This is a genomic window from Undibacterium parvum, assembly GCF_003955735.1.
Lineage (GTDB): Bacteria > Pseudomonadota > Gammaproteobacteria > Burkholderiales > Burkholderiaceae_D > Undibacterium > Undibacterium parvum.
On the sequence record NZ_CP034464.1, the window covers coordinates 3,691,092 to 3,717,010 of the forward strand.

Here is a 25,919-nt window from a genome sequence, read left to right on the forward strand (position 1 = left end):
TCACGAGAAGTCACGAGAAGCCATGAAAGTTCAAAACGAAGCAAAACCTTTTGACACCATCAACGTCACGCCTATGTTGGATCTGGCCTACGTTTTGTTGGTGATCTTTATTGTGATGACGACCGCTTCGGTGCAGGGTTTAAAGATTAATTTGCCCAAACCGAGTAATAAACCAAGCATGGAGAAAAAAGAAGTCAGGGTCGTCAAAATATTGCAGGACGGAAGCCTGACCTTGAATGGTGCCGGTTTAAGTATGGCGGAGCTGGAATCTCGCCTGACTGCGGCGCGTGCCCGTGACCCTGAAATGTCGATGGCGATCGCCGGAGACCCACAAGTTAATTACGCGAAAGTGGTCGATATTATCGATATGGCAGGACGTTTAAATATTAGCAACGTTGGCTTGGTGACAGCCAAAATAGGAGTCTGAGGTGGATCAGCAGCAAGAAAAAAAGAGCGGAGGAAAAAAAATTCTTCTGATGGTGACGGTGGTGTTGCTGGTTTTTGGTTTAATCGGCTGGGGCTTGAAGAGTCTATTGAGCGGGAAGTCTGGGGCTAAGCCTAAGCCACCGAAAATTTCTTTGATGGCCCCGCCGCCACCACCGCCACCACCACCCCCTAAATTTGAAAAAAAACCGCCAGAGCCACCGAAAGACCAAAAAGAAATCAAGATCGATCAGCCGCTCGCCAAGCAAGAACAAGCGCCTGCCGATCCGCAATTGAAGATGGAGGGGGCGGCAGGTGATGGCCCTAGTATGTTTGCCAAAGGCGCGGTGACCAGCGAAGACCTGAGTAAGCTCGGCAATGGCACTGGTAAAGCCGGCATGTTTAACCCTTACAGTAATTATGCCAATTTGCTTAAGGGTGATGTGCAGCGGTATTTGAGCAAGAACAATTTGTTACGCAAACGCCAGTATCGTACCGAGGTGCAGATTTGGGTAAATCCTGATGGTAGCGTCAAACGCGCGGAATTAATCGGCGGCACCGGTGAGGATGAAACCGACGAAGAACTACGCAAAACTCTGAGTAGTTTGCCGCAGTTTACTGATTTGCCACCGCCGAATATGCCGCAGCCTATACGTTTGCGTTTGCTCAGTAGCGGACGCTAATGTCCGCAAATGGCCGCTAATTTTTATTGATTGATTATTTAAATATTTTTACGAAAGAAATAGATGCTCATGACTCAGCTGTTTGATGCCGCCACTGCGCGCAAAACTCAATTCAAATTAATACATAAAAATAGCTTGTTGGTTCTGCTGACGACCACTTTGTTTACTCTCTCTAGCGGAGCGAAGGCAGACGAGCACGCCGATTTGGAGCAATTGCGCGCCACCACCATGAGCTTGATTGATGCACTGGTCGACAGCGGTGTCTTGTCGCGCCAAAGGGCCGACAAGTTGATCCGTGATGCTGAAGCAAAAGCCAAAATAAAAGTGGCGGAAGCGAACGCTACCGACAAGATAGTGCTGGCTCCGCTACCTGTGGTCGGAGCCGATGGCAAGAAAGTGGTGCGGGTTGCCTATGTGTCGGAGGCGGTAAAGAGCGATATGCGCGAGCAAATCAAACAAGAAGTTTTGCTTCAGTCGAAAACTGAACGTTGGGGCGAGCCAGGAGCTTTGCCTGAATGGATGAACCGCGTCAAAATTTCGGGCGACGTCAGAGCGCGTTTTGAGTCCACTCGCCTGGACGAGAATAATACGCCACCAGGTTTGGCCTATACCGATGGTCTATACACCCGGGCAGCTGATATCGTCGGCAATACTCTGACTGGCGGTAAGTCGACTTTTAATACGCAACATGACCGCAGTCGCATGCGCCTCAGAGCACGCTTGGGTATCGATGCACAGATTAGCGAAATGGTCAGCACCGGCATTACTCTGACCACAGGCAACACGACAGACAGAACCTCGACAAATCAAACCTTGGGACAAAATTTCAATAAATATAGCGTCGTAGTGGACCGCGCTTTCGTTAAATTGGATCCGGCGCCTTGGCTTACTGCGAGTGCCGGTCGGATCGCCAATCCGTTTTTTAGTACCGATTTGGTGTGGGCAGATGATCTCAATTTTGAGGGTGTCGCGATGACGCTCAAACCAAAAGTCTCTGAGCAATTGGATACTTTCTTTACCGCTGGCTGGTTTCCATTGCGCGAAAATAGCCCCGGTAAGGCACCGGGGCGTGAGCTAATTGGCTTGCAAGGCGGCCTGGCCTGGACTATCAATGCGCAAACCAAGATGAAGTTGGCCGCGGGCTTGTACCAGTTCCGCAATGTTGAAGCGACGGGTGAAACCGACGAGAGTCACGCCACCAACAGCGAATACCTGGTGCGCTACGAATATCCCGAAGGATTCAGGCAGCGCGGGAATACTTTGTTCTACATAAACTCCAAAGATGATCCCAATCTTAACTGGGGATTGGCATCCAAATTCAAAGAGTTTAACCTCACTGCTAGTATAGATTTTGCGCAGTTCAGCCCGCTGCATGTAACGGTGACCGGCGATTACGTCAAAAACCGTGGTTTTAGCCGCGCAGATATCTTTGCGCGTACCGGTACTGCGATCGACGACGGTAGAGATTCCGGCTATCAGGGCAAGATTCAGTTCGGACATCCAAGCATGAATGCACGTGGTAATTGGAATGTGTCGCTAGCCTACCGCAATCTGGGCAGCGATGCGGTACTTGATGCTTTTACTAATTCTGATTTCGGTTTGGGTGGCACCAATAACAAGGGCGTCAGTCTGGGCGCAAGCTATGCAATCGATAAGAACACCTGGTTGAGCGCAAAATGGATGTCTTCGGATGTGATCGATTCTATGGTGCCGCGTACTTCCGCCTCAAGCTTTCCAAAGACCAAGCTCGCTGTGGATATTTTCCAGTTTGAGCTAAATGCGCGTTTCTGATGAGGATAGTCATGGATAAAATATTTTCAGTAAAGGCCGCTACTTTGCTGCTACTTTTCTTGGCGTTTTGTTTGCCTGCGAGTGCCGCTGACGATAAAAAAGCCGGTAAAGAGCAAGTCAGGCAATTGCAACAAAATCAGCGTAAATTGGAGCAAGAAAAAGCCCAGTTAGTCCAGGAGAAAACTGCACTCGATGTTGAACTCAAGGAGAGTAAGCTAAAACTCGATGACAGCAAGCGCAGTGCCGATGCGGCCAGTCGTCAACGTGCCAGTCTCAGTAAAGAGTTAGAGGCTGCCAATGCGAGTAAGGCTGCGCTCATTACAAAAATCGCGGAAACCGAGCAAAGCCTCAATGCTGCAGAGAAAAAACTTGCCGATGCAAATAGCCTTATCCAAAAAATGGAGATCGCCAAAACACAGCTTGATAGTAATTTGAACCTGAGGTCAGAATCCTTAGCAAATTGTGAGTCCAAAAATCAGGCCCAACATCGATATGGTATGGAATTGTTGGAGAAGTACCAGAATAAAGGCTGTACTAGTGCACTGTTGCAAAAAGAGCCCTTCACCGGACTTAAGCAAGTGCAAATAGAAAACATGCTGGAGCTTTATAGAGAAAAGTTGGACCAGCAAAAATTGGTGTTAACTTCCCCCGCACTTTAGCCACACTTTAGCCCAAATGAGCACATCGACTTAGCTGCGATGTGCTCGCTATAAATTTCAAAGATGGCACCCTTACGGCGCATATTCTACGGCCCATATTCCATGCGCTTCTTCAAGCACATAGGCCTGCAGCCCGCATGGGATATGGGCCTTGGCGGGGTGCTCATTTGATTCGCCTCATTTTGATTTTGCAGAACCGTAATAGCTCAGCCTCAGATGAAAAAAACGTCATGAGCGCGTCATAAATCTACGTCACTATATTGGCAACCGACTAACAAATTAATATTTGTGCAGTCTTGCTTAACCATTTTCAGTAAAGATAAAAATCCTATGCCATTCATTGATAAGGCTAAGCATTTGTCGCAAACGCAGCGTGATCCTCGCACCAGTGTCTCCGGCTTTACTTTGCTGGAGTTACTGGTGGTAATTGTCATCATCGGCTTGCTTGCTGCGTATGTCGGGCCTAAATATTTTGCGCAATTAGGTAAGTCTGAAGTCACGGTGGCCAAGTCGCAAATTGAATCTTTTGAAAAGGCACTGGATACTTTGCGTCTGGATGTTGGACGTTATCCTAGTAGTGAAGAGGGCTTGGGATCATTGCTGCTCAAGCCAGCGAGTTCAGAAAAATGGAATGGTCCGTATTTGAAAAAAAACGTGCCTCTCGACCCTTGGGGACACGCATACGTGTATCGCTCGCCAGGCAGTAAGGGGGAGTATGAAATTGTCTCGTATGGCAAAGATGGACAGCCAGGCGGTGTTGGTGAAGATGCGGACATTACAAATTGATGTCTGTGTTGAGGACTATTTTTCTATTTTTGAATTGAGCTTATCGCTATGCAGTTTAATGTACGTGCTCTTTCGCCCGATCACTTAATTTCTCAACTCACGATAGACGCGCAAGATGAGGTCGACGCGCGTAGGCAGGTAGAGGCGCGTGGATTGTTTGCGGCAAAAGTTAGCCTTGCTGGTGGTATGTCTAGAGGTCTATCGCTTGGCAAACAAGGATCCGCTAGCAGTAACTTATCCGTGGTACTTTTTAGTCAGGAATTACTGGCTTTGCTCAATGCTGGCCTAAGTATTGTTGAGGCGCTGGAGGCTTTGCTTGAGAAAGAAAGTAACCAGGGTACGCGTTCCATTTTGGGGCGCTTGCTCACTGGTTTGGGTGAGGGTAAGCGTTTTTCTGGCGTGTTGGCGGAACAGCCCGAATTGTTTCCAGCTTTGTATATAGGCATAGTCAAAGCTGCTGAGGGGACCAGCGATCTGCCGCGTTCACTGACTCGTTACATCGATTATCAGCAACGCATAGACACCGTGCGCGGCAAAATTGTCAGTGCCATGATCTACCCTATGATCTTGATGCTGGTAGGCGGCGGCGTGAGTTTTTTCCTGATTGGCTATGTGGTTCCTAAATTTGCCGAAGTCTATAAGGGCGCAGGCCGCGATCTGCCCTGGATGTCCAAGATGTTGCTCAGTTGGGGGCAGTTTTCGGGTGCCCATACCAGCCTGTTGTTATCGGCTCTGGGCGTGATAATTGTGCTCGGCTTTCTAACGATACGACAAGTCATAGCGAGTGGAAGTCTTGGCCGCGTGCTGACTAAACTACCGGGTATCGGTGAGCGTATCCGCATTTATGAGTTGTCGCGCCTGTATTTGACCATGGGTATGTTGCTCGAAGGTGGTATTTCCATCGTGCCGGCCTTAGAGACTGTGCAGGGCATGGTGTCACTCAATATCAAGCATGATCTGCAACTGGCCAAGGAGTCGATACAGTCAGGGATTCCTTTATCGACTGCATTTGAAGAGCATCACCTGACCACGCCTATCTCCTTGCGCATGCTGCGGGTGGGAGAGCGTTCCGGCGAGATGGGCGCGATGCTGACACAATCTGCGGCCTTTTACGATGGCGAAATTAGTCGTTGGATAGATAGGTTTACCCGCACCTTCGAGCCCTTGCTGATGGCTGCGATTGGTTTGGTGGTGGGCGCGATCGTGGTGTTGTTATACATGCCTATCTTCGATCTGGCCGGGAGTATGTCATGAGCGCGACGCTTAACTCTGGTGCTGCCAGCATCGCTGATCCGCTGTCTGCTGTTGGCTTTGCGCTGGATGAGTCGGTACTACAGCCGGCGCACGAATTGGCGCTTAAATCGCAACGCCCTATCATCACAGAATTGCAAATCTTGACTGGTATTGATCCACGTCAGTTGGTCCGTTCATTGGCACAAATATTTAATCTCGATGCCATGGAGACTGTCGATATGTTGGGCTTAGTACCAGCCTTCGATCTGTTTCCCTTGTCGCGCGCCTTACAACGTCATTGTGTCTTGCTGCGCGAAGCTGATGGGAGATTGATCGGGGTTCTGTCCGACCCTTTCGATAGCGACCTGCAAACGAGCTTAGATACTTTTGCCAAGTGTCCCTTGCGCTATTGTCTGGCTTTGCAATCGGATATCCACGCTTATCTGTCTAAGCAAGAGGAATCAGCACGCGCAGTCGATAATTTGGTCAATAGCGCAGCTGAAACCCGGCGCGATGGCAAGACCGCTGCGATCCTCTCGTTTGCCTCAGTCTCTGAGGCCGCCAGTCCCGCGGTTAAGGTGGTTAACTCCACTCTGTACGATGCTTTAAAAGCCGGCGCTTCAGACATCCATCTGGAGAGCACTGCGACCGGTTTGGCAGTGAAGTATAGAGTCGATGGGGTACTTGATCATGCCACCTCCGTCAACGGGATCGAGGTCGCAGAACAAATTGTGTCGCGCATAAAAGTGTTGGCTGAATTAGATATTGCTGAGCGCAGGGTGCCACAGGACGGCAGTTTTCGGGTCGAGGCGGGCGGCCGTGAAATCGATTTGCGAGTTTCTATCATGCCGAGTATTCACGGTGAAGATGCGGTGATCCGTATCTTGGATAAGCGCGCCATGATAGAGGCGTATGGCGCATTGACGCTAGAAGCGTTAGGTTTTGATACTGCATCTTTGCTGACACTGCGCGGTTTGGCGGAGGAGGCCTATGGCATGCTGTTGGTGACAGGGCCGACCGGTTCTGGCAAAACTACCACGCTGTATGCCGCCCTGACTGAGATTCACAATGGCCGCGATAAGATCATCACCATCGAGGATCCGGTGGAGTATCAGCTTCCCGGTATTTTGCAGATTCCTGTGAACGAAAAAAAAGGACTGACTTTCGCCAAAGGCCTGCGCTCCATCCTACGTCACGATCCGGATAAAATCATGGTGGGCGAGATACGGGATAAAGAAACGGCCGAAATAGCCGTGCAATCGGCGCTTACCGGCCACTTGGTGCTAACTACTGTGCATGCGAATAACGTGTTCGACGTGTTTGGTCGATTCACCCATATGGGCATCGATCCGTATGCCTTCGTTTCAGCCTTGAATGGGATCTGGGCGCAACGTCTGGTGCGTTTAAATTGCCCGCATTGTGCAACAGCCTATCTGCCTAGCGATTACGATCTGGCGCGCGTCAATCTACAACGCCAGAACGTTGGCGATTATCTGTTTAAGCGTGGCGTTGGCTGTGGAGATTGTCGTGGAACTGGCTATAAAGGACGTCGCGCAATTGCCGAGATTCTTACTTTGAACGATGAGATCCGCGAACTGGTGATAGAAAAAAGCCCTATCCGGCATATTAAGGAGGCCGCTCGCTTAAATGGCACGCGCAGCTTGCGTGAGGCTGCACTCGATTTGGTAAAAATGGGTGAGACAACTCTGGACGAAATTAAACGGGTCACTTTGCATGCGTAATTTTTTTAAGGAGGGCAAGGCTAGCCTGACAATACAGATCTCGCAGCAAGGTGTAAAGCTGACACGTGAGCGCGGCTGGTGGCCTAGACGTAGCGAAGTTTTGGCAGATCATGCGTGGCGGGACAGCGCGCTTGAAAACTCTATGGTGTCAGTTACAAATCTGATTGCTACACGCTTACCTCAGATTTTGCTTGAGACTGAATGTAAAAAAATGCCGCTTACCGTGGTTTTTTCCGATGCTTGTTTTCGTATGTGGATGGTCACTCCGCCGCAAAATGTCTCTAGTTTTTCAGATTGTCAGGCCGCCGCGTCTTTGCGCTTTCTTTCCTTGTATGGTGAGACCACGAACGATTGGGAAATCGCTGCCGATTGGGATGCTGCCTTGCCGTTTCTTGCCTGTGCGTTGCAGCGCTCGCTGCTGCAGGCGGTGCGCGAGGTCGCTCAGGAATTTCAGCTTACTTTACTCGATGTTTTGCCACAGTTCACCTGGCACTGGAATCGTTGGCGCAAACAAATTGCTGCAGGCGCTTGGTTCGCGGTACTTAATCAGCAGGAATTGACACTCGCGATCATCGCGCAAAATCGCATACTGACGCTGCGCTCTATCAATTTGACGGCCGCTAGTCATGAGAATAAAACCTGGTTGTGCCAGTACCTAAAACGCGAGTCCTTACGTTTGAACTTGCCACAGCCGACGCAGTTGCAAGTATGTGGCGCGGTGCCGGATGCCTGGCTAGTGGCGACCGATGGCAGCGTGTTATGCAGCCGACTCGATAGCGTGGATTTAATCAGGACTAAAGTTGAGCTGGTGGAGACCCAGATTCAAGCTTCAAAAGAGGTCTACCGAGTTTTACCCGCCACATCAGAAACAAGTTTGCGAAGGAAGCAGGGATGAAGAGTTCGCAAATAAATTTTGCACCACGTAGTTGGCATCGCAGCTTCCTGCAGATAGCCCCGATTACCTGGCTACTGGGTGTGCTGGGATTGATTTCTTGCGCAGCCGCGTTACTGATGGCCGCCTCACAAATGCAGGAAAACGAAAAACTAACACTGAGCTTGTATAAGCTGCAGCAGCAATTACTAGTGGGGCGTTCGATTAAGCCTCAAGCTGTACAAACCATCATCCCAGAAGCGCAGGTAAATGCGATCAATGCCGCAGTGTTACAGCTAAATTTACCCTGGAGTGATTTGTTTGACGCCATGGAGGCGGCAACTCCAGCGTCGATAGCGGTATTAGCAGTTGAGCCGGATGCAAAAAAACACCTGATCAAAGGCACTGCAGAAGCGAAAAATGCCAGTGAGATGATCGCTTACATAGAACGACTCAAACGTCAGAATTTCTTTGCACGCGTGGCACTGAGTAAGCACGAGACCAATGAGCAAGATGCAAATCGCCCTGTGCGTTTTCAATTCGAAGCCCAGTGGACGGGGCTCGCTGAATGAATACACTAATGCTGTCGAAATTCAATTTCTATCTTTTGCGAACACGTTTTTTGTTCAGACGCTTAAGCTGGAGTTTGATTGTCGCCTTACTCGTTTGTCTGCTCGCAGTTTTAATTTTAGTGGGCTTTATTCCTCACCTAAAACAGCAATTAGTAAAGCTCAATATCGAGCAACAAGTTGCCAAATCTGATTTGCAGAAGACTGCATTAGCAAGGCCTATCGTTCCGGTATTGTCGGTCTCAGAACAAAATAGAGCGAAATTTTTTGATGTTTTAGGAGAGACAGCTTACGCGGAGCAACAGGTGAAAACCTTATTCACAATTGCCGAGTCGCTTGGACTTAGTCTGAATCAAGGCGAGTACAAATCTAACTTCGATAAAAATAGCAATACTTATGTGTACCAAATTCAGCTGCCTGTAAAAGGCCCTTATTTGGTGATACGTCAGTTTTGCGAAAAAACCTTGTTGGCAATACCTTTTGCCTCCTTGGATGAAATGAGCTTTAAACGCGAGGCTATAGGTAGCAATATCCTGGAAGCTAAATTACGTTTTAGTCTGTATTTGGGGGACCTCGTACCTAAGCAAAGCGGGCATGAGAAAGGAGCGGTGCCAGAATGAAGTTCAGACATATTCTGATGCTAGTCGCTGTTGTGGTGGCGACGTATCTGGCTTTTTTTGCAGATAAAACGCCAGAAACTGAGGTGGCAGATGCTGTGCCACGCGGCATACAAACCACAAATCTGGCGCGTCCTAACGAGCGAGCGGACGTGCCCAAAATAAATGCACAGCAACAAACGCCAACGACACCCCCGGTAAGCCCGAAGCCAGTCGCTAAAAATGGCAAGACGCAGACTATCTATGCGCTACAAGAACGCGCTGCTTTGATTTCTGATGGCCGTAAAGCGAGTTCTGAAGAGAGCATATTTAATAGCCAAAGCTGGAATCCTCCTCCACCGCCAGCGCCCAAAGCATCCGAGTTGCCGCGTCCATCGGCTCCGCCTTTAGCATTTACCTATTTGGGAAAGATGAAACAAGATGGTGCTTGGGAAGTCTATTTAGCGCGCGGTGAAAAGGTTTTTATCGTGCATGCCGACAGCGTCATCGAAGGCGTTTATCAAGTCACTTCTATCTTGCCGCCTACCTTGACACTGAATTATTTGCCTTTGAAGCAGATGCAGCAACTCAGTATCGGGGGCAACTATTGATGCCACTTTGTTCTGCTCTAATTCGCTCAGACATATCCAAATCCACTATACATCCTGTAGTTTTACGCACTTTTAAGCATCTATGAATATTGAATTTCGAGCTATCGCAAAAAAATGGCTACTGGTTTCGACTGGCGTAGTAATCGCATTTTCTTTGGTCGCCTGTGCCGGGCAAAAAGCCTTTCAGGCCGGTAAAGAATTGGTTGAAAAAGACCAAATTGAAGATGGCTTGTCAAAATTCAGAGAGGCCAGCAAGCTCGATCCGCAAAGTATAGAGTTTAAGACCGCGTATTATCAGACTAGAGATAGAGCAATTTCAAATTTCCTAGAGCAAGGCGATCGCTATGCGGCGGCAGCAAATCAAGTCGAAGCAGAAGCGCAATATCGACGTGTATTAAATATGGACGCCGTGAATGACAGGGCGCGCGATGGTTTGCGTAAGTTAGATATGGAGATGCGTCATAGTCAATTGATGACTGAGGCTGAAAATGCGCTCGATAGTAACAATGTGGAATTGGCAAAACGGAAAATTGCCATCGTTCTTACCGAAAATCCAAATAATCAAGCGGCAAATTTTTTGCAACGGACTATGGCCGAGCAAAACGCTCGACCATCGGCAGAATCACAATTGGCAAACAGCTTTAAAAAAGCGATTACTTTAGAGTTTAAGGATGTCAGCATCAAACAGGTCTTTGAAGTTATTTCTCGTAGTTCCGGACTGAATTTTGTATTTGATAAAGATGTCAAAACCGATCAGAAAACCTCGGTTTTTTTGAAAAACAGCACGATAGAATCCGCTGTTTTTTATACCTTATTAAGCAATCAATTGGATCAGCAAGTCCTGGATGGAAATACTATTTTGATTTATCCAAATACGGTAGCCAAGCAAAAAGACTATCAGGAAATGTTGATCAGGACCTTCTTTCTGACCAATGCGGAAGCCAAGGCGGTCGCCAGTACGCTTAAAACCATACTTAAATCGCGCGATGTGGTGATCGACGAAAAGTTGAACATGCTGATAGTACGTGATACCCCAGATGCGATTAAATTGGCCGAAAAACTGGTTGCCTTGCATGATGTGGCCGAGCCGGAAGTGATGTTGGAAGTGGAAATTCTCGAAGTAAAGCGCACGCGCTTGCTGGAGCTAGGAATTAAATGGCCAGATAGCATGAGTCTGACACCTTTGACCACCATGGCCTCAGGTGGTGTGACTTTAAATGATTTGCGTAATTTAAACTCTAAAACAATAGGCGTAAGCCCGACGCCGACTGTGACACTCAATGCGCGTAAAAATGATTCAGATGCGAATCTCTTAGCTAATCCAAGAATTCGCGCTAGAAATCATGAAAAGGCGAAAATATTGATAGGTGATAGGGTGCCAAATATAACAACAACCGCAACTGCAACTGGCTTCGTCGCGGAATCGATTAATTATGTCGATGTAGGTTTGAAGCTCGATGTGGAGCCGACCATTTACCTGGACAACGATGTTGCGATCAAAGTGGCTTTGGAGGTCAGCAATATTGTTGCGGAAATCACCACGAAATCTGGAGGCAAAGCATTTCAAATCGGCACGCGCACCGCCAGTACTGTATTGCGCTTAAAAGACGGTGAGACGCAAGTATTGGCTGGCTTGATCAATGATGAGGATCGTAGTAAAGCCAGCAAGGTGCCAGCGATGGGTGACATACCTTTATTGGGCCGTTTGTTTGGGTCGACAGAAAACAATAATGAGAAAACAGAAATCGTTCTATCGATTACCCCGCGTCTAATTCGAAATATTCAACGTCCGGATGCTTCCATGGCGCAGTTTAGGGGAGGGACGGAAACCAGTCTGCGTTTGCGGCCGGAGTCGACAGCGCGCTCTACGGTGCTTGAGACTAAGCCTGCGGTCAACCCGAGTAAAGCCGCTAGCCCGAAAGTGAGCAGCCAGAAAGAAGTAGGTGTTGTTCCTGCCCCCGCAGCGCTACCCTCTGCCAAGCTTAAAGATGGGATAGAGACTGACGCTGCAACTCCGCTAGCACCTCTTCCCACTGCAGTGAATGCTGACGAGGATGTAAAGGAAGCCCCGGTTAGTGCCGCCAGTTTGAGCTGGAAGGGCGCTAATCAGTCTAAAGTGGGAAGTAATTTTTCACTGCAACTGAGTATGAAGTCGGAAGAAGCGCTGAGTAGCTTACCGCTTACTATTGGTTTCGATAGCCAGATTTTTCAAGTTGTCCGAGTGGTCGAAGGTGATTTTATGAGGCGATTTGGCGCACCGAGTGATTTCTCCAATCAGGTTGATCCTAAGGGCGAAATTTTGCTGACTGCGAATAGCTTGGCGACTGGAACTAGTTCAAATAGCACGAGTGGAACCGTCGCCACCATCACTTTTCGTTCTTTAGTCGCAAGTGATGCCTCGCCATTGCAAGTACTGGCTAGTGCGCCAATCGGCAGTTCCGGACGCGCCATCAATGTGAGTTTGCCTGCACCTCAAACTATGCGTGTATTACCTTAATTGTGACCACGATGTTTTTGATTTCAGCCCGCGGTGTAGCAAGCGTCCGACGATGCTCAAGATCGCCGGGATTTACTTTAATCGAGTTGCTAGTAAGCTTGGCGATTTTGGGGGCGCTAGCCAATTTGACTTTGCCAGTGGCGCAAGTTGCCTTGCAGCGCACGCAGGAGCAAGAGTTACGTCGCTCTTTACGAGAAATTCGTGTGGCTATTGACGCCTACAAACGGGCTGGCGACGAAGGACGCATACAGAAAGTTGTGGGAGCCAGCGGTTATCCAGCTAGTCTTCGAATTTTGGTCGATGGCGTGGTCGATCAAAGCGATCCAAAACATAGCAAAATCTATTTTTTACGGCGTATGCCACGCGACCCTTTAAATACGGATATGAACTTATCTGAGGATCAAACTTGGGGCAAGCGCAGTTATGCCAGTGAAGCGACTGACCCTCAGGAGGGGGAGGATATCTTCGACGTGTATTCCAATTCACTCAAGATTGGTTTGAACAGTGTTCCGTATAAAAAATGGTGAGACCTATCATGCTTGAAACTTGTCGAATAAATTCTAGGGATGCTTGTGATTATGTCGCTATCGGTTTGAGCAGCTCTGACTCCGGTAAGCGACACTCTTCGGGGTTCACCTTAATTGAATTATTAGTGGTATTAGCGATCGTCGCGCTCTTGGCGAGTTTGGCGATGCCGCGCTATTTTCAAAGTATAGACACTGCAAAGGAGACCGTTTTGGCCGATAACTTGCGTATGACGCGTGAGACCATTGATAAGTTCTATGCTGATACAGGACGCTATCCTGAGACTTTGAATGAGTTGGTCGAAAAAAAATATTTACGCTCCCTACCTTTTGATCCAATTGTGGATAGCGCAATTAATTGGGTGCTAGAAGCCCCGGAAGCTAGTGACAAAGGCTCGATTTATAGCATCAAGAGTAGTGCACCAGGGGCCGATAGAAATGGCAAACTATTTGCCGATTTTTAATAGAAATGAAAGCGAATACAAGACAGAACAAGAGGGCCTTAGCATCGCCTATGATGGCCGCTCATTTGGGCGTTAATTTAGACGCTAAATTAAAAGCTAAATTTAACGCTAATTTAAAAATTAATTTAAAAATTAATAGCCGGGGATTTAGCTATTTAGGATTGTTGATACTATTGGTCATTCTATCGATAACAACCGCAGCGTCTCTACAATTAGGCGCTATCATGACGCGCCGCAGCGCAGAACAAGAGTTGTTGGCGATAGGCCAAGAGTTTCGCGATGCCCTCAGTAGTTATGCTGCGGCAACTCCGGATGGTCAGCCTAGTGCGCCACAATCCTTGCAAGATTTGCTTAAAGATCCGCGCTTCCCAAATGTGCGGCGGCATTTGCGCAAATTGTATACCGATCCGATTACTGGCAAGGATGAATGGGGCACTGTTACCGTGGCATCGCCCCTCGCATCCGAGAGCCGAGTGCTAGGCGCGGGTATTGTTGGCATATATAGTTTATCGACACTGACTCCCGTTAAGTTAGGAAACTTTGATGCGCCATTTCAAAGCTTTGAAGGAAAAACTTCTTACACGGAGTGGCAATTTATGCCGGCAGCATCTCAAATTGCCGGACAGGTCGCCATCCCAACAACGCCCGCGCCAACAAAGCCAGTAAAACCGAATAATCAAGCCGCCACGCCTACCCCAACGCTGCGCCCAATAGTGCCAGCAAAACGCAATTGAGCTGGTGGAGCGTGTTTTGTTTGATTTTTTTCTTGAGCACCGTGACATCTTTAGCTTTATATGAAAACTCGCTCTTATAGTAGACACACAAACTAGCGTATTTCTACTAAAATACCTGCGCCGCATAAGGGCGTGCAAGTCTTGTCCAATTGATCGCTGATCCCTCACTTTATTGAATGAAATCCATGTCGACATTAATGTTTTATAAAAAACCAGTGACGATAGACCGCGTTACCCATCGCGATCTGCGTTTTAAACCTTTGGCTAAAGGTTATTCGTATGCAGCTAAAACCAATTCTATTCCCGTGGTTGCAGCCGAGTTTGTCGATGTTTGTCGTGAATACCCTATCGTATTTGTTACCGATCAACACGGTGGCGGTGTGCCTTTAGTTCTCACAGGTTTGCGCGATAGTGAAAATCTGTTTGTGAATGCCGAAGGTCATTGGGACAATACTTATGTTCCTGCATTTGTGCGCCGTTATCCTTTCGTTCTGCAAGGCGACGAGGATTCGGAACGCTTCGGTGTCATGATCGATGAAGAGGCAGATGGCTACGCTGCTCAAGATGGCGAGCGTTTGTTTGCGGAAGATGGCACCGAGTCAGAGATGCTCAATGGGATACTTGAACTCTTAAATAATTTCCGTACCCATACCGCGCAGACCACCAATATGGTGAAACATTTCGTAGAATTGGATCTGTTAATTCCTAGAATGGTTAGCGTCAATACACAAAAAGGTGAGACCTTCACTTTGGACGGCTTTAGCGTGATTAACGAAGAGCGTATGAATGCTCTGACCGATGCTGAACTCTTGGCATTGGCACGCAATGGCCATTTAGCCTGTATTTATGCGCACTTAATTTCACTGCCAAATATCCAAAAAATTGCGGCACGCTTAGAGTTGGTGTTGCCAGCGGCTTAGTGTCGTCCCTTTTTTCAAAGTAGTTTTAGGATGGCGCTTACTTGCGCCATCCGCTTCATGTTCTCTCGTACTGTCCCATCTAAAAATAGCCTGCCGCAAGACGCAATGGGCATGCGCCTCTCCCGACTACATGCCTGCAAACCCGCATGGGATATGCGTGCCGGGCCTGCCTTTGTTCAAATACGTACAAAATTCTTCGCCTCTATCGAGCCATTTGCTTGTTGGCGCTGACTAAAAAGCTAATTTTTTTGAACGCCTTTGATGGCCGCTAACGGTCATTCTCTTGTCATATTCACACACTACACTTGCGCCTATTGGAGAGGAATCAGCTTCATTCGACAGCGTGCAATTGGCGCTGATGCTTACGATTTTGCGGTATCTTTATGCTGGGTGCTAAGATGAAAAAGTTGCGATTGATAAGTATTGTTCTCAGTCTGTGCGTTTTAAGCCAAGTGCATGCTAGCGCGCCCATTAAGCTTTTCGAGAAAGCTCAAGTCTCCTCTATCAAACCGGAATGGAATCAAGTTCTGGAGTTCTCTTCCGCTTTAAATAAAATTGTCACAGAAGAGGGGGACTATTTAAAGTTTGGATTTTCACAACGCTCTCAGCGTGAGGATGATAGGCGCGGTGATGAACCTCAAACATGGGCGATAGGCATACTAGGCGCGGGCTTCGCCGTGTATCAGTTAAGGCGCCGCAAGCGGATGGGGCCAACATGGGATTTGCACTAAAGCCTTAGGCCAAAGTGTCGCCGTCTTTTCAATCGAAGGAGCATTTCGTTTTCTCTATTGAAGTCTATTTTGTCGTAATAAGAAAGTTGTTTATGCATGCTGATATCTCCTCGTGGTCCATGAAAAATATTTTGGCTGAGAAGGCCAATAGACTCGCTGCAATGGCATTGTTGGCATCGGTGACTTGTTTAACGGCTTGCGGTTCGAAAGAAAAAGTAGCGAGTCAATCTTTAGCCGTCGTGAATGGTCAAGAAATTACCGTTCATCAAATGAATGATGAACTGATGCGTAGCAACGTGCAGATTCCTGCCGAGCAGAAAGAACTCGCGAGTAAACAATTGTTAGAGTCGCTGATCGATAGACAATTACTACAAGGGCAGGCGGTGAAAGATAAAGTCGATCGTGATCCTGCTGTAATGCAAGCAATTGAACGTGCCAAATCTCAAATTGTGGCGCAGGCCTATCTGGAGAAACGTTTGGCTGCAAACGCAAAGCCGACTAAGGATGAAATTAAAGTGTATTTTAATCAGCATCCAGAAATTTTTTCGCAAAGAAAAATATTTGATATGAGTCAGCTGATTTTTGCAAAAAAAGATTTTAGTAGCGAACTTAAAGTGCTCATTGGCGAATCAAAATCGCTGGAAGAGGTCGCTAGCTGGCTCACTTTGCATAAAATGGAATTTGTACGCAGCAAAATGGTGAAGAGTACTTTGGAGATGCCCTTAGAGTTGGTCAGCAAATTACAAAGTATGAAGAAGGGACAATTGATGGTGGTTCAAGAAGGCGATCGTAATGTCATCGTTGCGATTAATGAGGTGAAAGAAGTTCCTGTTACTTTAGAAATTGCCGAGCCGCAGATCGGGCAATTCTTATTCGATCAAAGTAATAAGCTCGCATCACAGGCCGAGTTGGCACGACTTCGTGCCGATGCAAAAATCGAATACTTAACACCATTAAAGGATACGACTGCACCAACGCCTGAAACCAAGTCTGCGGCAGCAAGTGTCGCGCCGAGTTCAAGTAAAAAAAATAATGATGATGCGCTTAAACGTGGCATTGCCGGCTTATAAAAAAATATCTCGCAAATGAAAAACGCCTTCGATTTTTCTTGGTTTGTTTTTTTTATTGTACGACTGGGTTGAAACAATGAGTCAAATCATAGGCGCGATACTCTGCATCTTTAGTGTGCTTTTTGTCGAAGCGGGCGCGGCTGAAAATCTACAATTGGGCGCTGGAGATATAGTCAAAATTGCGGTTTATGGCAATCCAGATCTTGGCTTAGAAACGCGAGTGAGTGAAGCTGGCAAAATTAGTTTCCCATTGATCGGTGAAGTCAGCGTGGCGGGTATGTCGACTTACAATGCAGAGCAAAAAATTTCAAATTTGCTTGAAAGCGGTGGGTTTCTTCGTAAGGCGCAAGTTAATTTAATAGTTTCATTAATGCAGAGCCAGCAGGTCTCCGTATTGGGGCAGGTAAATCGACCAGGGCGCTACCCTATAGAAGGGAAGCGAACGCTTATTGATCTCTTGGCCGCTGCTGGCGGTGTTAATGTCGATGGCGCTGATAGTGTAAATTTAATTCGACGTCGCAACGGTGTCAGTAGCAAACAATCGATAGATGTGAATGCAATGATGCTCAACGGTGATATGCGAGACAATGTTGATCTACTCAATAATGATGTTTTATATGTAGAGCGTGCGTCGCGGTTTTATATTTATGGAGAGGTTCAGCGCCCAGGAACTTTTCGACTGGAACGCAATATGACGGTGCTCCAGGCGCTGGCAGTTGGTGGCGGTGTGGGGGCGCGAGGTACTGAGCGGAATATCAAAATTAAACGTAGGGATGTACTTGGCACGCTTCAAGTATTGATTGCCAAACACGATGATGTGCTGCAGATTGATGATGTGCTGTATGTACAAGAGGGTTTGTTTTGAGCTGCCCAAGGTTTATTTTTTTTGCCTAGCTTGTAAAATACGAATATTTCATATTTCACCCTTCAGGCGCCATAGTTTGCACCAGCGGAACTTCATTCTCTGCGTCTCTGTACCTGTTCTGAGGTAGTCTTAGGTTTCATGCTGGTCTGTCCTTTCTTCAAAAATGAAAAAAATAACTTCGCGCCACCTCGCGCTTACGCTCTTTATTTGCTTTTTCCATAGCCAACTCTTCGCTCAAATGACCGCTGTTGGCGCGCTTAGGTTCGCGAAGCAAGCTGGCTTGAGCGCACAGCAATTAGCGATTGTCATTAATGATGACGAGCCAAATAGTGTTGTGATAGGGGAGTATTACAAGCAGGCCAGAAGCATCCCGGAAAAAAATATAGTCCATGTGCATATCCCAAATAGTCCGCATCGCCTGACTGCGCTGGCATTTGAGCAGCTAAGGCAGCAGATAGAGGCGCAGTTGCATCCGGAAATACAGGCGATACTCATGCTGTGGACGGCACCCTATGCGGTCGAATGCAATTCGATTACCTCGGCCTTGAGCTTGGGTTACGATGCTGAGCAATGCAAAAAAACCTGTGCGGCAGGTAAGCCCAGTCGCTACTACAATTCTCCTACTTCGCTGCCATTTACTGAATTGGGCCTGCGATTGGCGATGCTGTTGCCGACTGATTCGGTGATACAGGCCAAGGCCCTGATTGATCGCGGCGTGATGAGTAGTTTTGCAGTGCGCCCGGCGAGCGCTTATTTTTTGACGACCTCGGATGTGAATCGAAATTCACGGGCAAAATTTTCCCCCTCTTCTGGACTAATACCGCAGAAAAAACTTCAGATACAAAATCTGCAGCGCGATAGCATTGAAGGTGCGCAAGATGTCATGTTTTATTTGACGGGCTTGACGCACGTACAAAATTTGGAAGGCTTACATTTTATGCCTGGGGCCTTAGCCGATCATTTAACCTCCAGCGGCGGGGACTTATTAGGTAAGAGTCAAATGAGTAGTTTGCGTTGGCTGGAAAATGGTGCGACTGCAAGTTATGGAACGGTATCCGAGCCTTGTAATCATTGGCAAAAATTTCCTCAGGCGAGTGTTTTACTTCAACATTATTTGTCAGGCGCGAGCGCGATCGAAGCCTATTGGAAAAGTGTCGCCTGGCCCAGTCAAGGGGTGTTTATCGGAGAGCCACTGGCGGCCCCTTATCGATAAACCATGAAATTGAAGTTGGCAGAAGGTAAAGGCAATATGCCGAAGTCAGTGTTGGTTTTTATTATGAGGTAAACGGAAGTACCAACAAAAGTACCAGCAAAAGTACCAGCAAAAGTACCAGCAAAAGTACCAGCAAAAGTACCAGCAAATAAATTTGTCCTTTCATTACGGCTTCAAAATGTAAGCGGACGGGGATTTAAATGCTGAAAGTATCGTCGGCTGAAAATATGAAGGGCAGGGTTAGAAATGTTTCCTTAGTCTGAGGCGGTAGCGTAGCTAAAGATGAGAGCTTAAATTGCGCGATTAAAAAACTTCTCAAAAAGAAAAAAGGCCCTCACGAGGAGAGCCTTATAATTCTTTTGGTGCCGAGAGCCGGAATCGAACCGGCACGCCTTTCAGCGCGGGATTTTGAGTCCCGTGCGTCTACCTATTCCGCCATCTCGGCAACGCATACGAGTATTATGACAGGGCTGACGAATTATTGCAATAGTCACCCTTCTACATAGCTCAAACGCGCTTCTTATAACGAGCTGAAGCTTGCATTACTAGCCGAATTTTTTCTTGTGCTTGCTCTAAAGCTTGTGTTGCCGTGATTTTTCCCGCGACTGCGTCGTGTAGTAAGTTTCCCAGAATATCTTCATTGATAATCGGCCACTCTGGAATGACAGGGCGCCAATTCGGGTTGGCGTAGTCTAACTGCTTGGCTAGGATTGCGTATTCGGGGAATATTTTTTGCAGTTCAGGGTCATGTAGAGTGCTGCTACGGACAGGAATGCCGCCAATTCTTGCAAAAGCTTTTTCTTGAGCGCGGCTGGTTAGTACTGACAGTAACTCTAAAGAACGTTTTAGGGATGGCGCATTTTTTGGTACGGCAACCGCAAAGCCTCCGGTCTCTGAGGAGTAGATCGTTCCTTTGGGGTGAAGTGCGTACGCGACCTTGTCTTGCACTACCGATTTGACGGTGTCGTTAACAATATTGAAAATAAACGAAGAATCGAGATACATCGCGGCATTCCCACTAATAAAGGCATTGCCTACGTCGGGGAAAGTGTTTTTGAGTATGCCACCTGCGGTGTTGAGATGAATTGCCTTCAACACTTCGATTGCTTTAACTCCAGCCGAGCTATTTACCTTCACTTGCCAGTTCTTGTCGAAGACCTCACCGCCATAGGCATTGAAATGCAGTAACCAGGCGTGGGTTATTTGATGGCCACGAGCGCCTCGGCTAGCCAAGGGGATAAGTCCAGGTTCGTGCAGACGTATGAGCGGCAATAAGGCGAGCAGTTCATCGTAATTGAGAGGTGCTTTCCAATTGTGTTTTTGGAAAATATCGCTGCGATATCCCAATATACTGGTGTCGGTACCTAGCGGTAGTGCGTATAAATTTGCCTGCGGCCCATCTAAGTAACCTCGCTCACCGCCTACCTTGCCAGCGACTGTCAGGTAGGCGGGAATAAAATCACTGATAGCGTCTATCTTTAAGCTACCATTTTTCTGTGCTGCATCGAGGTTGCTTAATAAATTCAATGCAACGTATTCAGCTTTCCACGAAGTAAGTATAAAAATAAGATCGTATTTACCCTGTTTTTTTTGCAATTCTATCAGCTGGGTATTTCGCATTTCCAAATAGGGAAGGGTATCTATTTCTAAGGAAATACCAGCGTTGGCACTTAGCTTGATGAGAAATTGTTTGATTAATTCAAAGTAGGGGTTTGCGGGTAGCATTACCCTGATCACCTGTTTTTTCGGGGTAGTGTTGGCGAATGCGGCTAGGCTAGTGATCAAAGGGAGGCCAGCCAGTGTTGGAACTCCTAGCAATAGTTGGCGACGTTTGCTTTGTTTCATCGACTTACCCAATAATTGGAAGCGCGAGTGTATCGTGGCTGACGATGGCGCCGGCCAGTAGCTTTTCTATACTTGCCGCGGGAAGTGCATTGGAGCGCAGCCAGCCCTGATACAAATCGCAGCCGACCATCTCTAGCGATCGTAATTGCTCCTGAGTTTCTACGCCCTCGGCAATCACTTGCATACCAAAATCATGACCAAGCGTGGAAATTGCTTTGACGATCGCCATATCTTTATGATTCTCGGTATGTCCTTGTACGAAACGCTGGTCAATCTTTATCCTTTGAACCGGAAAATCTCTTAGATAGGTAAGCGAAGCGTAGCCAGTGCCAAAATCATCGATGCTGACACCAACGCCAAAAGCGTGCAACTGCTCCAGGCTAGTCTTGGCAATCTCGGTATCGTGCATGATCATCGTTTCCGTCACTTCGATTTCTATTCGCTGCGGAGATATGCCTGCTCGGCGTATGGTATTAATGACGAAATCAACGAATCCAACTTGAAAAAATTGCAGGCTAGAGACATTGACGCCAACGATAAAATCCTCAGGCATATTCCATTGCGCGATGGTGCTACAGACGTCGATCAGGACTTGATTGCCGATTTGTATGATTAGCCCCGACTCTTCGGCCGTATCAATAAACTCTTTTGCCGACAGCATGCCGCGACAAGGATGATTCCAGCGTATTAGGCTCTCGACCCCGCACAGTAGGCCAGTATCGACTCGGTATTGCGGTTGATAATGGGGGATAAAGAGAGCGTTTTCTATAGCGCTGCGCAACTCTATTTCTAATTTTGTTTTATTTTCCAAGACTTCGGCTATTGCACTGGAAAACAGCGTGTATTTGTTTTTACCTTTTTCTTTGCTGTGGTACATCGCGATGTCTGCTTGTTTCATGAGGACATCGGCGTTGGGGCTGCCGTTTTCTGCCAGTGCGATACCGATACTCGTAGTTAAGTAATAAGTGTGAACACCGATGGACATAGGCGCACTCACTAGCGCAAGTATTCTATCTGCGATTAGTTTAAGATCGATTTCTGAGGTTAATGCTTCGACGAGGATGACGAATTCATCGCCACCCAGACGGGCTATGAAATCCCGACTTTTTACCGCACTGCGCAGACGATTTCCTATTTCAGTCAAGACCTGATCACCAATATGGTGTCCTACCGAGTCATTGATAAATTTAAATCTGTCGAGATCCAAGAATATGAGTGCGAGTTGATTGCCGTCTTGGCGCGAGCTTAGTAGTGCTTGCTCTGTGGCTATCCTAAGACTTGCGCGGTTGGCCAGCCCTGTGAGTGAATCCTGATACGCCAAATGCTTAATTTTTTGCTCTGCCTGATATTTTTCAGTGATATCCATTGCTATCACGCGCAAGGTAAAACTTGTTTCAGTGACGTTGGAGTCGACAATTAGATTTAACCAGGTGGGAGTGTCTTTTTGAACTTTTATAATTAGGTGGGTATGTAGGGATGTGGCACTCGCCTGTGCGATGAGTTCCTTGAAAATGAGGCGATACTGTTGATCTATATGCTCGAGTATCTGGGTGAGCTCGAAGACTTGCGTAGTCGCAGGGATGTCAAAAAGAGCGTGAATATTTCCAGATAGTGCACTAATTTCTCCTATTGGACTAATTTGGAAACTTCCCATTTTTGCTAGCCTTTGCGTTTCCTGCAAGGACTCCTCACTCGTGTGCAAGGCCTTGGTCATATCTTTGGCTATACCAAGGGCAATTTTTTTTGTGTGTATCGTCACATAGACAAAACCGGAGGCGAACATAGTCATCAATACGCCTATTAATGCGATTAACCAAATCACACGGTTATCGTTAATGCCATTTGTCATTTGCATTTCATACCGCACCGACCATTTTTTGCCAGGTAGTGATAAGGGTAGTTCTAGCTGTAAGGGCTCAAACAATAATCCAAGGACTGGTTGTTTTTCCGCTAAAAATTTTACAGGAACGTACAGATTTTCATCTTCAACACCGCTACCTATGAGCACGACTTGATTGAATGCTAGATTTGAAGAGGCGAGTGAGTCATGAATCAGCTTATCTATAGATATTACGGTCGAAAAAGTGCCTTCGAAAGCGATTTGCCTTTGTATGACGTTGCGTATCGGCAGATGCGTTTCATATACAGGTGTTGAGAGGATGATATTATTTCCTTTCAATATAGGATGAGAGTCCTTAATTAAAAATGAAAGCGTCTGAGCGCTTTCTTTCATGCGCTTACTGCCGAGTGGAAACCACTTCTCTAGATTTAGCCCCTGGGTTTTTTGTAATAGCTGTCTAGGCTCGAGGTAAAGTGCGACTAAGGCATCTTGATGTTCTAGCTTGTCTTGAATCACGAAGTCGGGATAACCCCGTACATCTACTGTGGTATCTGTCTTCACAGTATTTTCAAATTCCTTCATATCGTCGAACTTAACTCGTTTCGAAAACAACTTGGCAATTAGCCATGGTTTATTTTCTATTTTTGCAAATGAGTGAAATGCATAACGATTGAAGTTGGGAGATAGGTGATACAAGCTGACAAAAGAATCGAGCTGCGCAATTTCGTGGTCTAGCTCATTTTGTATCGTTGCGTGGTGTTCTAAGATGGTTTGTTGCTGGCGACGTTGCGAATCTTCTTTCGAGACTTGCAAGGAGAGCCAGCACAGCCAGAGAGTGATCGATAGAAACACGGCTGCAGTAAGTACTGCAGCCGGAACCGCTTTCATATTGAAAAAGGGAGTTGCCCTAATCGGGTTCATGTTGCGGATTCGGATGCACAGATAAAGGTAAAAAGTTTAAAATATGTCAATATTGACAAATAATACAGCAATTATTTTAATCGTCAATCGTGGCTGCTTGAAATTAAGCAAAATCAAGAAATTCATTTTTTTCGATAAAGTAAAAATAGTTCGTCTTTGTCGGCGGTGCGGCGACCCGACCACAGCAATTGCCAGGCCTCTTGCAGATTACCATCGGTGGCAACCAAAGCTTTGAGTTGCGAGGGGGTATTGTTTTGCAATAAGAGAACATCGCAGGCCTGATCTGAGAATCCCGCAAATTTTAGTTCTCCGAAATAGGCGAAGGAAGCGCGTTGCGAAGGGCCCACGTCGCTCTCTATACATTTGTAAGGTGTGTTCAATTTCTCGGAAATTTGTCGTGCTACGTCATGGTAGCTAATTCTCTGATTGATTAAAGGAAGAAATAGCGTCATCGGTAACAGCCAGCATAAAATCGCACCGCCACCAGAAAGCACGACTGCGCGCCACAAAACGGAAGGCTGTCGTGAAATCCGCCAATACACCAGGCGACACCAGGCAATGCTGGCAAGCAGCGCAATCAAGAAGCTGATTAAGTTAAATTGAGAATGATAGTCGGGTGCCCAACTGATGACTTTTTTAGCCATCCCCAAGGGCGATCCGCTTTGTTGTGCAATCCAATATAGCCACACCGTGCTGGCGACGCCTGTCATTATCATGACTGCGAACCAATCGACGGCATTGATTGCACTCCGTTTCATGGTTGGTAACCCGAACGCTGCAAGTATGGCCAGCGGTGGCAGCATAGGCAATAATAAGCCTTCTTCAGAATGATTGTTGATGAGTGCCAGCAGTATGAAACAGAATAAAAATGTAACCGGCAATAATATATGCAGGGCGCGCTCTTGTTTGCGCCATGCGTAGATTGCCCATGCGGCAAATGGCCAAGCTGGCCAGGCAAACCAGATGCTGTATTTGAAAAAATAGCTCACACTCGCGATGGTCGGCAAACCAATTTGACGGTAGTTCCACACCATCCATGCCGGGTAAGGCGAGCTGTCATAGGGATGTACTGCCAGGATAGCGAGCAACCAGGTGGCAGCGATCAGTATGCCTATTGGCGCCACAATAGCGATGAGCAGGCGATATTGTTTTTGCTGATGATATAAACTCATCGCCAGCAAACTGATAAATAAGGCGACTGGGAGCACCCAGCCACGCGTTAGCACCATCAGACCTAAGATCAAGCCCAATTTAAGTGCGGTCTTTTTTGATGCGGCGTCAAATAATCTTGCACTGAGATAGAGCGCATAGGCGACCAGTGAAATTTGCAAGGTCTCTGCGCTAGTCTCATGACTACGCACCAACAGACCGAGACTACCTAAATAAATTAGCAAAGCACCATCAGCCAGAGTTCGGCCAAAATCTTTAGGCTCAGGTTGACCGCCAAAGGCCAGCTTAAGGGGCTGCGCCTCACTCCTTCTACCGAGTAAATATGTGGTGTACCAGACGGACAGCGCACCGAGCATAAAAAACAGTCCGGTCGATAGACGTGCGGCCATAGGCGCACCGAAAATCCAGCCAAATAATTTAATACAAACTGCGCCTAGCCAAAAAACCAGTGGGCCTTTTTCTGGCATAGGTAAGCCAACGATATGTGGCCATAGCCAATCTTGGAGGCCACCGTTGGCCATCGTCCACATAATCCCAAAGCTGGTGGCGTCGTCGCCCTTCCATGGGTCGCGACCGATTAAGCCAGGCAGAATATAGAGTAGGCACAGTGAGAAAATTACCCAACGTGGTAGGGCGTTGGTCGCAGCAGCAGGAAGGCGGACAGGCTTCATATTTCTCGATGGCGTAGTGGCTGATTAGATTAAAAAAAAGGCAGCTAGGGCTGCCTTTTCTTTACAACAATTGCAATATCGCTTATTCAACAACTGAAGTTTTAGAACCAACAGTACCGAATTTTTTGCGGAATTTGTCAACGCGACCAGCGGTATCAACAATTTTATGCTTACCAGTGTAGAAAGGATGGGATTCTGCAGAAACCTCAATCTTCACTAGTGGATATTCTTTACCTTCGAATTCCATTTTGTCACGTGTGTTGATAGTCGAACGTGTGACGAATTTGAAATCGTTGGAAACATCGTGGAACAAAACTTCACGATAATTTGGGTGTATGCCGTCTTTCATGCTTGCCTCTGAAAAATATGGGTAGCCAATACGCACTTCGTCGGTCGCCTTGCTTCTTGACCCGATTGAGTATCACTTGCCTAGGTTAAAATTGGTATCAACTTGATGCCAAGCTGCTGATTATACAATGAAAACATCTAT

The 25,919-nt window shown here is 47.1% G+C and carries 24 protein-coding genes and 1 tRNA gene; 20 read left to right on the forward strand and 5 right to left on the reverse strand.

Annotated elements, in window-relative coordinates:
• The first annotated feature begins 22 nt into the window (after positions 1-22).
• The 20 genes from EJN92_RS16100 (at position 23) to EJN92_RS16195 (ending at position 18,982) form a co-directional block, all read left to right on the forward strand.
• The gene (locus EJN92_RS16100) at positions 23-427 is read left to right on the forward strand and encodes an ExbD/TolR family protein (RefSeq protein WP_126128754.1); all 405 of its coding nucleotides are present in this window, start codon (positions 23-25) and stop codon (positions 425-427) included.
• 1 nt (position 428) lies between these two features.
• Entirely contained in the window at positions 429-1,106 is a 678-nt protein-coding gene (locus EJN92_RS16105) for an energy transducer TonB family protein (RefSeq protein ID WP_126128755.1), read from the forward strand.
• Between the two features lie 69 nt (positions 1,107-1,175).
• Positions 1,176-2,897 carry a putative porin gene (locus EJN92_RS16110; RefSeq protein ID WP_157984381.1) on the forward strand — a complete coding sequence of 574 codons (1,722 nt, stop codon included), beginning with the start codon at positions 1,176-1,178 and terminating at the stop codon, positions 2,895-2,897.
• Positions 2,898-2,908: 11 nt separating this feature from the next.
• Positions 2,909-3,556: a hypothetical protein gene (locus EJN92_RS16115; protein ID WP_126128757.1), complete on the forward strand. Its 648-nt coding sequence runs from the start codon at positions 2,909-2,911 to the stop codon at positions 3,554-3,556.
• Positions 3,557-3,886: 330 nt separating this feature from the next.
• A complete protein-coding gene (gspG, locus tag EJN92_RS16120) occupies positions 3,887-4,342 on the forward strand; it encodes a type II secretion system major pseudopilin GspG (RefSeq protein ID WP_126128758.1) in 456 nt (151 codons plus the stop codon).
• A gap of 48 nt (positions 4,343-4,390) precedes the next feature.
• The gene (locus EJN92_RS16125) at positions 4,391-5,596 is read left to right on the forward strand and encodes a type II secretion system F family protein (RefSeq protein ID WP_126128759.1); all 1,206 of its coding nucleotides are present in this window, start codon (positions 4,391-4,393) and stop codon (positions 5,594-5,596) included.
• Positions 5,593-7,317, forward strand: a complete 1,725-nt coding sequence (locus EJN92_RS16130; RefSeq protein WP_126128760.1) for a GspE/PulE family protein — start codon at positions 5,593-5,595, stop codon at positions 7,315-7,317. The genes EJN92_RS16125 and EJN92_RS16130 overlap by 4 nt, the downstream gene beginning before the upstream one ends.
• Entirely contained in the window at positions 7,310-8,212 is a 903-nt protein-coding gene (locus tag EJN92_RS16135) for a hypothetical protein (protein ID WP_126128761.1), read from the forward strand. The genes EJN92_RS16130 and EJN92_RS16135 overlap by 8 nt, the downstream gene beginning before the upstream one ends.
• Positions 8,209-8,760 carry a PilN domain-containing protein gene (locus EJN92_RS16140; protein ID WP_227869579.1) on the forward strand — a complete coding sequence of 184 codons (552 nt, stop codon included), beginning with the start codon at positions 8,209-8,211 and terminating at the stop codon, positions 8,758-8,760. The genes EJN92_RS16135 and EJN92_RS16140 overlap by 4 nt, the downstream gene beginning before the upstream one ends.
• 74 nt (positions 8,761-8,834) lie before the next feature.
• Positions 8,835-9,377, forward strand: a complete 543-nt coding sequence (locus EJN92_RS16145) for a hypothetical protein (RefSeq protein ID WP_126128762.1) — start codon at positions 8,835-8,837, stop codon at positions 9,375-9,377.
• Entirely contained in the window at positions 9,374-9,964 is a 591-nt protein-coding gene (locus tag EJN92_RS16150) for a hypothetical protein (RefSeq protein WP_126128763.1), read from the forward strand. Before EJN92_RS16145 ends, EJN92_RS16150 begins: the two co-directional genes overlap by 4 nt.
• 82 nt (positions 9,965-10,046) lie before the next feature.
• Entirely contained in the window at positions 10,047-12,461 is a 2,415-nt protein-coding gene (locus EJN92_RS16155) for a secretin N-terminal domain-containing protein (RefSeq protein WP_126128764.1), read from the forward strand.
• Positions 12,462-12,472: 11 nt separating this feature from the next.
• On the forward strand, positions 12,473-12,988 hold the full coding sequence (locus EJN92_RS16160; protein ID WP_126128765.1) for a type II secretion system protein: 516 nt from the start codon (positions 12,473-12,475) through the stop codon (positions 12,986-12,988).
• Positions 12,989-12,996: 8 nt separating this feature from the next.
• Complete coding sequence (locus EJN92_RS16165; protein ID WP_227869580.1) at positions 12,997-13,449, forward strand: type II secretion system protein; 453 nt, start codon at positions 12,997-12,999, stop codon at positions 13,447-13,449.
• 224 nt (positions 13,450-13,673) lie between these two features.
• On the forward strand, positions 13,674-14,183 hold the full coding sequence (locus tag EJN92_RS16170) for a type II secretion system protein (protein ID WP_227869581.1): 510 nt from the start codon (positions 13,674-13,676) through the stop codon (positions 14,181-14,183).
• Between the two features lie 185 nt (positions 14,184-14,368).
• On the forward strand, positions 14,369-15,103 hold the full coding sequence (locus tag EJN92_RS16175) for a SapC family protein (RefSeq protein WP_157984382.1): 735 nt from the start codon (positions 14,369-14,371) through the stop codon (positions 15,101-15,103).
• 398 nt (positions 15,104-15,501) lie between these two features.
• Positions 15,502-15,834, forward strand: a complete 333-nt coding sequence (locus EJN92_RS16180) for a hypothetical protein (protein ID WP_126128768.1) — start codon at positions 15,502-15,504, stop codon at positions 15,832-15,834.
• Positions 15,835-15,848: 14 nt separating this feature from the next.
• A complete protein-coding gene (locus tag EJN92_RS16185; RefSeq protein ID WP_227869582.1) occupies positions 15,849-16,904 on the forward strand; it encodes an EpsD family peptidyl-prolyl cis-trans isomerase in 1,056 nt (351 codons plus the stop codon).
• 76 nt (positions 16,905-16,980) lie between these two features.
• The gene (epsE, locus tag EJN92_RS16190; protein WP_126129983.1) at positions 16,981-17,769 is read left to right on the forward strand and encodes a polysaccharide export protein EpsE; all 789 of its coding nucleotides are present in this window, start codon (positions 16,981-16,983) and stop codon (positions 17,767-17,769) included.
• 238 nt (positions 17,770-18,007) lie between these two features.
• Positions 18,008-18,982 carry a TIGR03790 family protein gene (locus EJN92_RS16195; protein WP_126128769.1) on the forward strand — a complete coding sequence of 325 codons (975 nt, stop codon included), beginning with the start codon at positions 18,008-18,010 and terminating at the stop codon, positions 18,980-18,982.
• Between the two features lie 360 nt (positions 18,983-19,342).
• Here EJN92_RS16195 and EJN92_RS16200 read toward each other — a convergent pair.
• The 5 genes from EJN92_RS16200 to EJN92_RS16220 all read right to left on the reverse strand — a co-directional run bounded on the left by EJN92_RS16200 (position 19,343) and on the right by EJN92_RS16220 (position 25,778).
• Positions 19,343-19,427, reverse strand: a tRNA-Leu gene (locus EJN92_RS16200).
• A 62-nt stretch (positions 19,428-19,489) separates the two neighbouring features.
• On the reverse strand, positions 19,490-20,827 hold the full coding sequence (locus tag EJN92_RS16205; RefSeq protein ID WP_126128770.1) for an extracellular solute-binding protein: 1,338 nt from the start codon (positions 20,825-20,827) through the stop codon (positions 19,490-19,492).
• A 4-nt stretch (positions 20,828-20,831) separates the two neighbouring features.
• Positions 20,832-23,588, reverse strand: coding sequence for a putative bifunctional diguanylate cyclase/phosphodiesterase (locus EJN92_RS16210; RefSeq protein ID WP_126128771.1), 2,757 nt, complete (start codon positions 23,586-23,588; stop codon positions 20,832-20,834).
• Between the two features lie 122 nt (positions 23,589-23,710).
• Complete coding sequence (locus tag EJN92_RS16215) at positions 23,711-25,429, reverse strand: ArnT family glycosyltransferase (RefSeq protein WP_126128772.1); 1,719 nt, start codon at positions 25,427-25,429, stop codon at positions 23,711-23,713.
• A gap of 82 nt (positions 25,430-25,511) precedes the next feature.
• The gene (locus tag EJN92_RS16220) at positions 25,512-25,778 is read right to left on the reverse strand and encodes a type B 50S ribosomal protein L31 (RefSeq protein ID WP_126128773.1); all 267 of its coding nucleotides are present in this window, start codon (positions 25,776-25,778) and stop codon (positions 25,512-25,514) included.
• Between the last annotated feature and the right edge of the window lie 141 nt (positions 25,779-25,919).

Bases quoted from the DNA above. Each gene is read 5' to 3' on its own strand.
- EJN92_RS16220 (WP_126128773.1), bottom strand. From the start codon at position 25,778: ATGAAAGACGGCATACACCCAAATTATCGTGAAGTTTTGTTCCACGAT.
- epsE (WP_126129983.1), top strand. From the start codon at position 16,981: ATGAGTCAAATCATAGGCGCGATACTCTGCATCTTTAGTGTGCTTTTT.
- EJN92_RS16170 (WP_227869581.1), top strand. From the start codon at position 13,674: ATGACGCGCCGCAGCGCAGAACAAGAGTTGTTGGCGATAGGCCAAGAG.
- EJN92_RS16130 (WP_126128760.1), top strand. From the start codon at position 5,593: ATGAGCGCGACGCTTAACTCTGGTGCTGCCAGCATCGCTGATCCGCTG.
- EJN92_RS16205 (WP_126128770.1), bottom strand. From the start codon at position 20,827: ATGAAACAAAGCAAACGTCGCCAACTATTGCTAGGAGTTCCAACACTG.
- EJN92_RS16180 (WP_126128768.1), top strand. From the start codon at position 15,502: ATGAAAAAGTTGCGATTGATAAGTATTGTTCTCAGTCTGTGCGTTTTA.
- EJN92_RS16195 (WP_126128769.1), top strand. From the start codon at position 18,008: ATGACCGCTGTTGGCGCGCTTAGGTTCGCGAAGCAAGCTGGCTTGAGC.
- EJN92_RS16115 (WP_126128757.1), top strand. From the start codon at position 2,909: ATGGATAAAATATTTTCAGTAAAGGCCGCTACTTTGCTGCTACTTTTC.
- EJN92_RS16110 (WP_157984381.1), top strand. From the start codon at position 1,176: ATGACTCAGCTGTTTGATGCCGCCACTGCGCGCAAAACTCAATTCAAA.
- EJN92_RS16140 (WP_227869579.1), top strand. From the start codon at position 8,209: ATGAAGAGTTCGCAAATAAATTTTGCACCACGTAGTTGGCATCGCAGC.
- EJN92_RS16160 (WP_126128765.1), top strand. From the start codon at position 12,473: ATGTTTTTGATTTCAGCCCGCGGTGTAGCAAGCGTCCGACGATGCTCA.
- EJN92_RS16100 (WP_126128754.1), top strand. From the start codon at position 23: ATGAAAGTTCAAAACGAAGCAAAACCTTTTGACACCATCAACGTCACG.
- EJN92_RS16210 (WP_126128771.1), bottom strand. From the start codon at position 23,588: ATGAACCCGATTAGGGCAACTCCCTTTTTCAATATGAAAGCGGTTCCG.
- EJN92_RS16125 (WP_126128759.1), top strand. From the start codon at position 4,391: ATGCAGTTTAATGTACGTGCTCTTTCGCCCGATCACTTAATTTCTCAA.
- EJN92_RS16150 (WP_126128763.1), top strand. From the start codon at position 9,374: ATGAAGTTCAGACATATTCTGATGCTAGTCGCTGTTGTGGTGGCGACG.
- EJN92_RS16165 (WP_227869580.1), top strand. From the start codon at position 12,997: ATGCTTGAAACTTGTCGAATAAATTCTAGGGATGCTTGTGATTATGTC.
- EJN92_RS16155 (WP_126128764.1), top strand. From the start codon at position 10,047: ATGAATATTGAATTTCGAGCTATCGCAAAAAAATGGCTACTGGTTTCG.
- EJN92_RS16215 (WP_126128772.1), bottom strand. From the start codon at position 25,429: ATGAAGCCTGTCCGCCTTCCTGCTGCTGCGACCAACGCCCTACCACGT.
- gspG (WP_126128758.1), top strand. From the start codon at position 3,887: ATGCCATTCATTGATAAGGCTAAGCATTTGTCGCAAACGCAGCGTGAT.
- EJN92_RS16135 (WP_126128761.1), top strand. From the start codon at position 7,310: ATGCGTAATTTTTTTAAGGAGGGCAAGGCTAGCCTGACAATACAGATC.
- EJN92_RS16175 (WP_157984382.1), top strand. From the start codon at position 14,369: ATGTCGACATTAATGTTTTATAAAAAACCAGTGACGATAGACCGCGTT.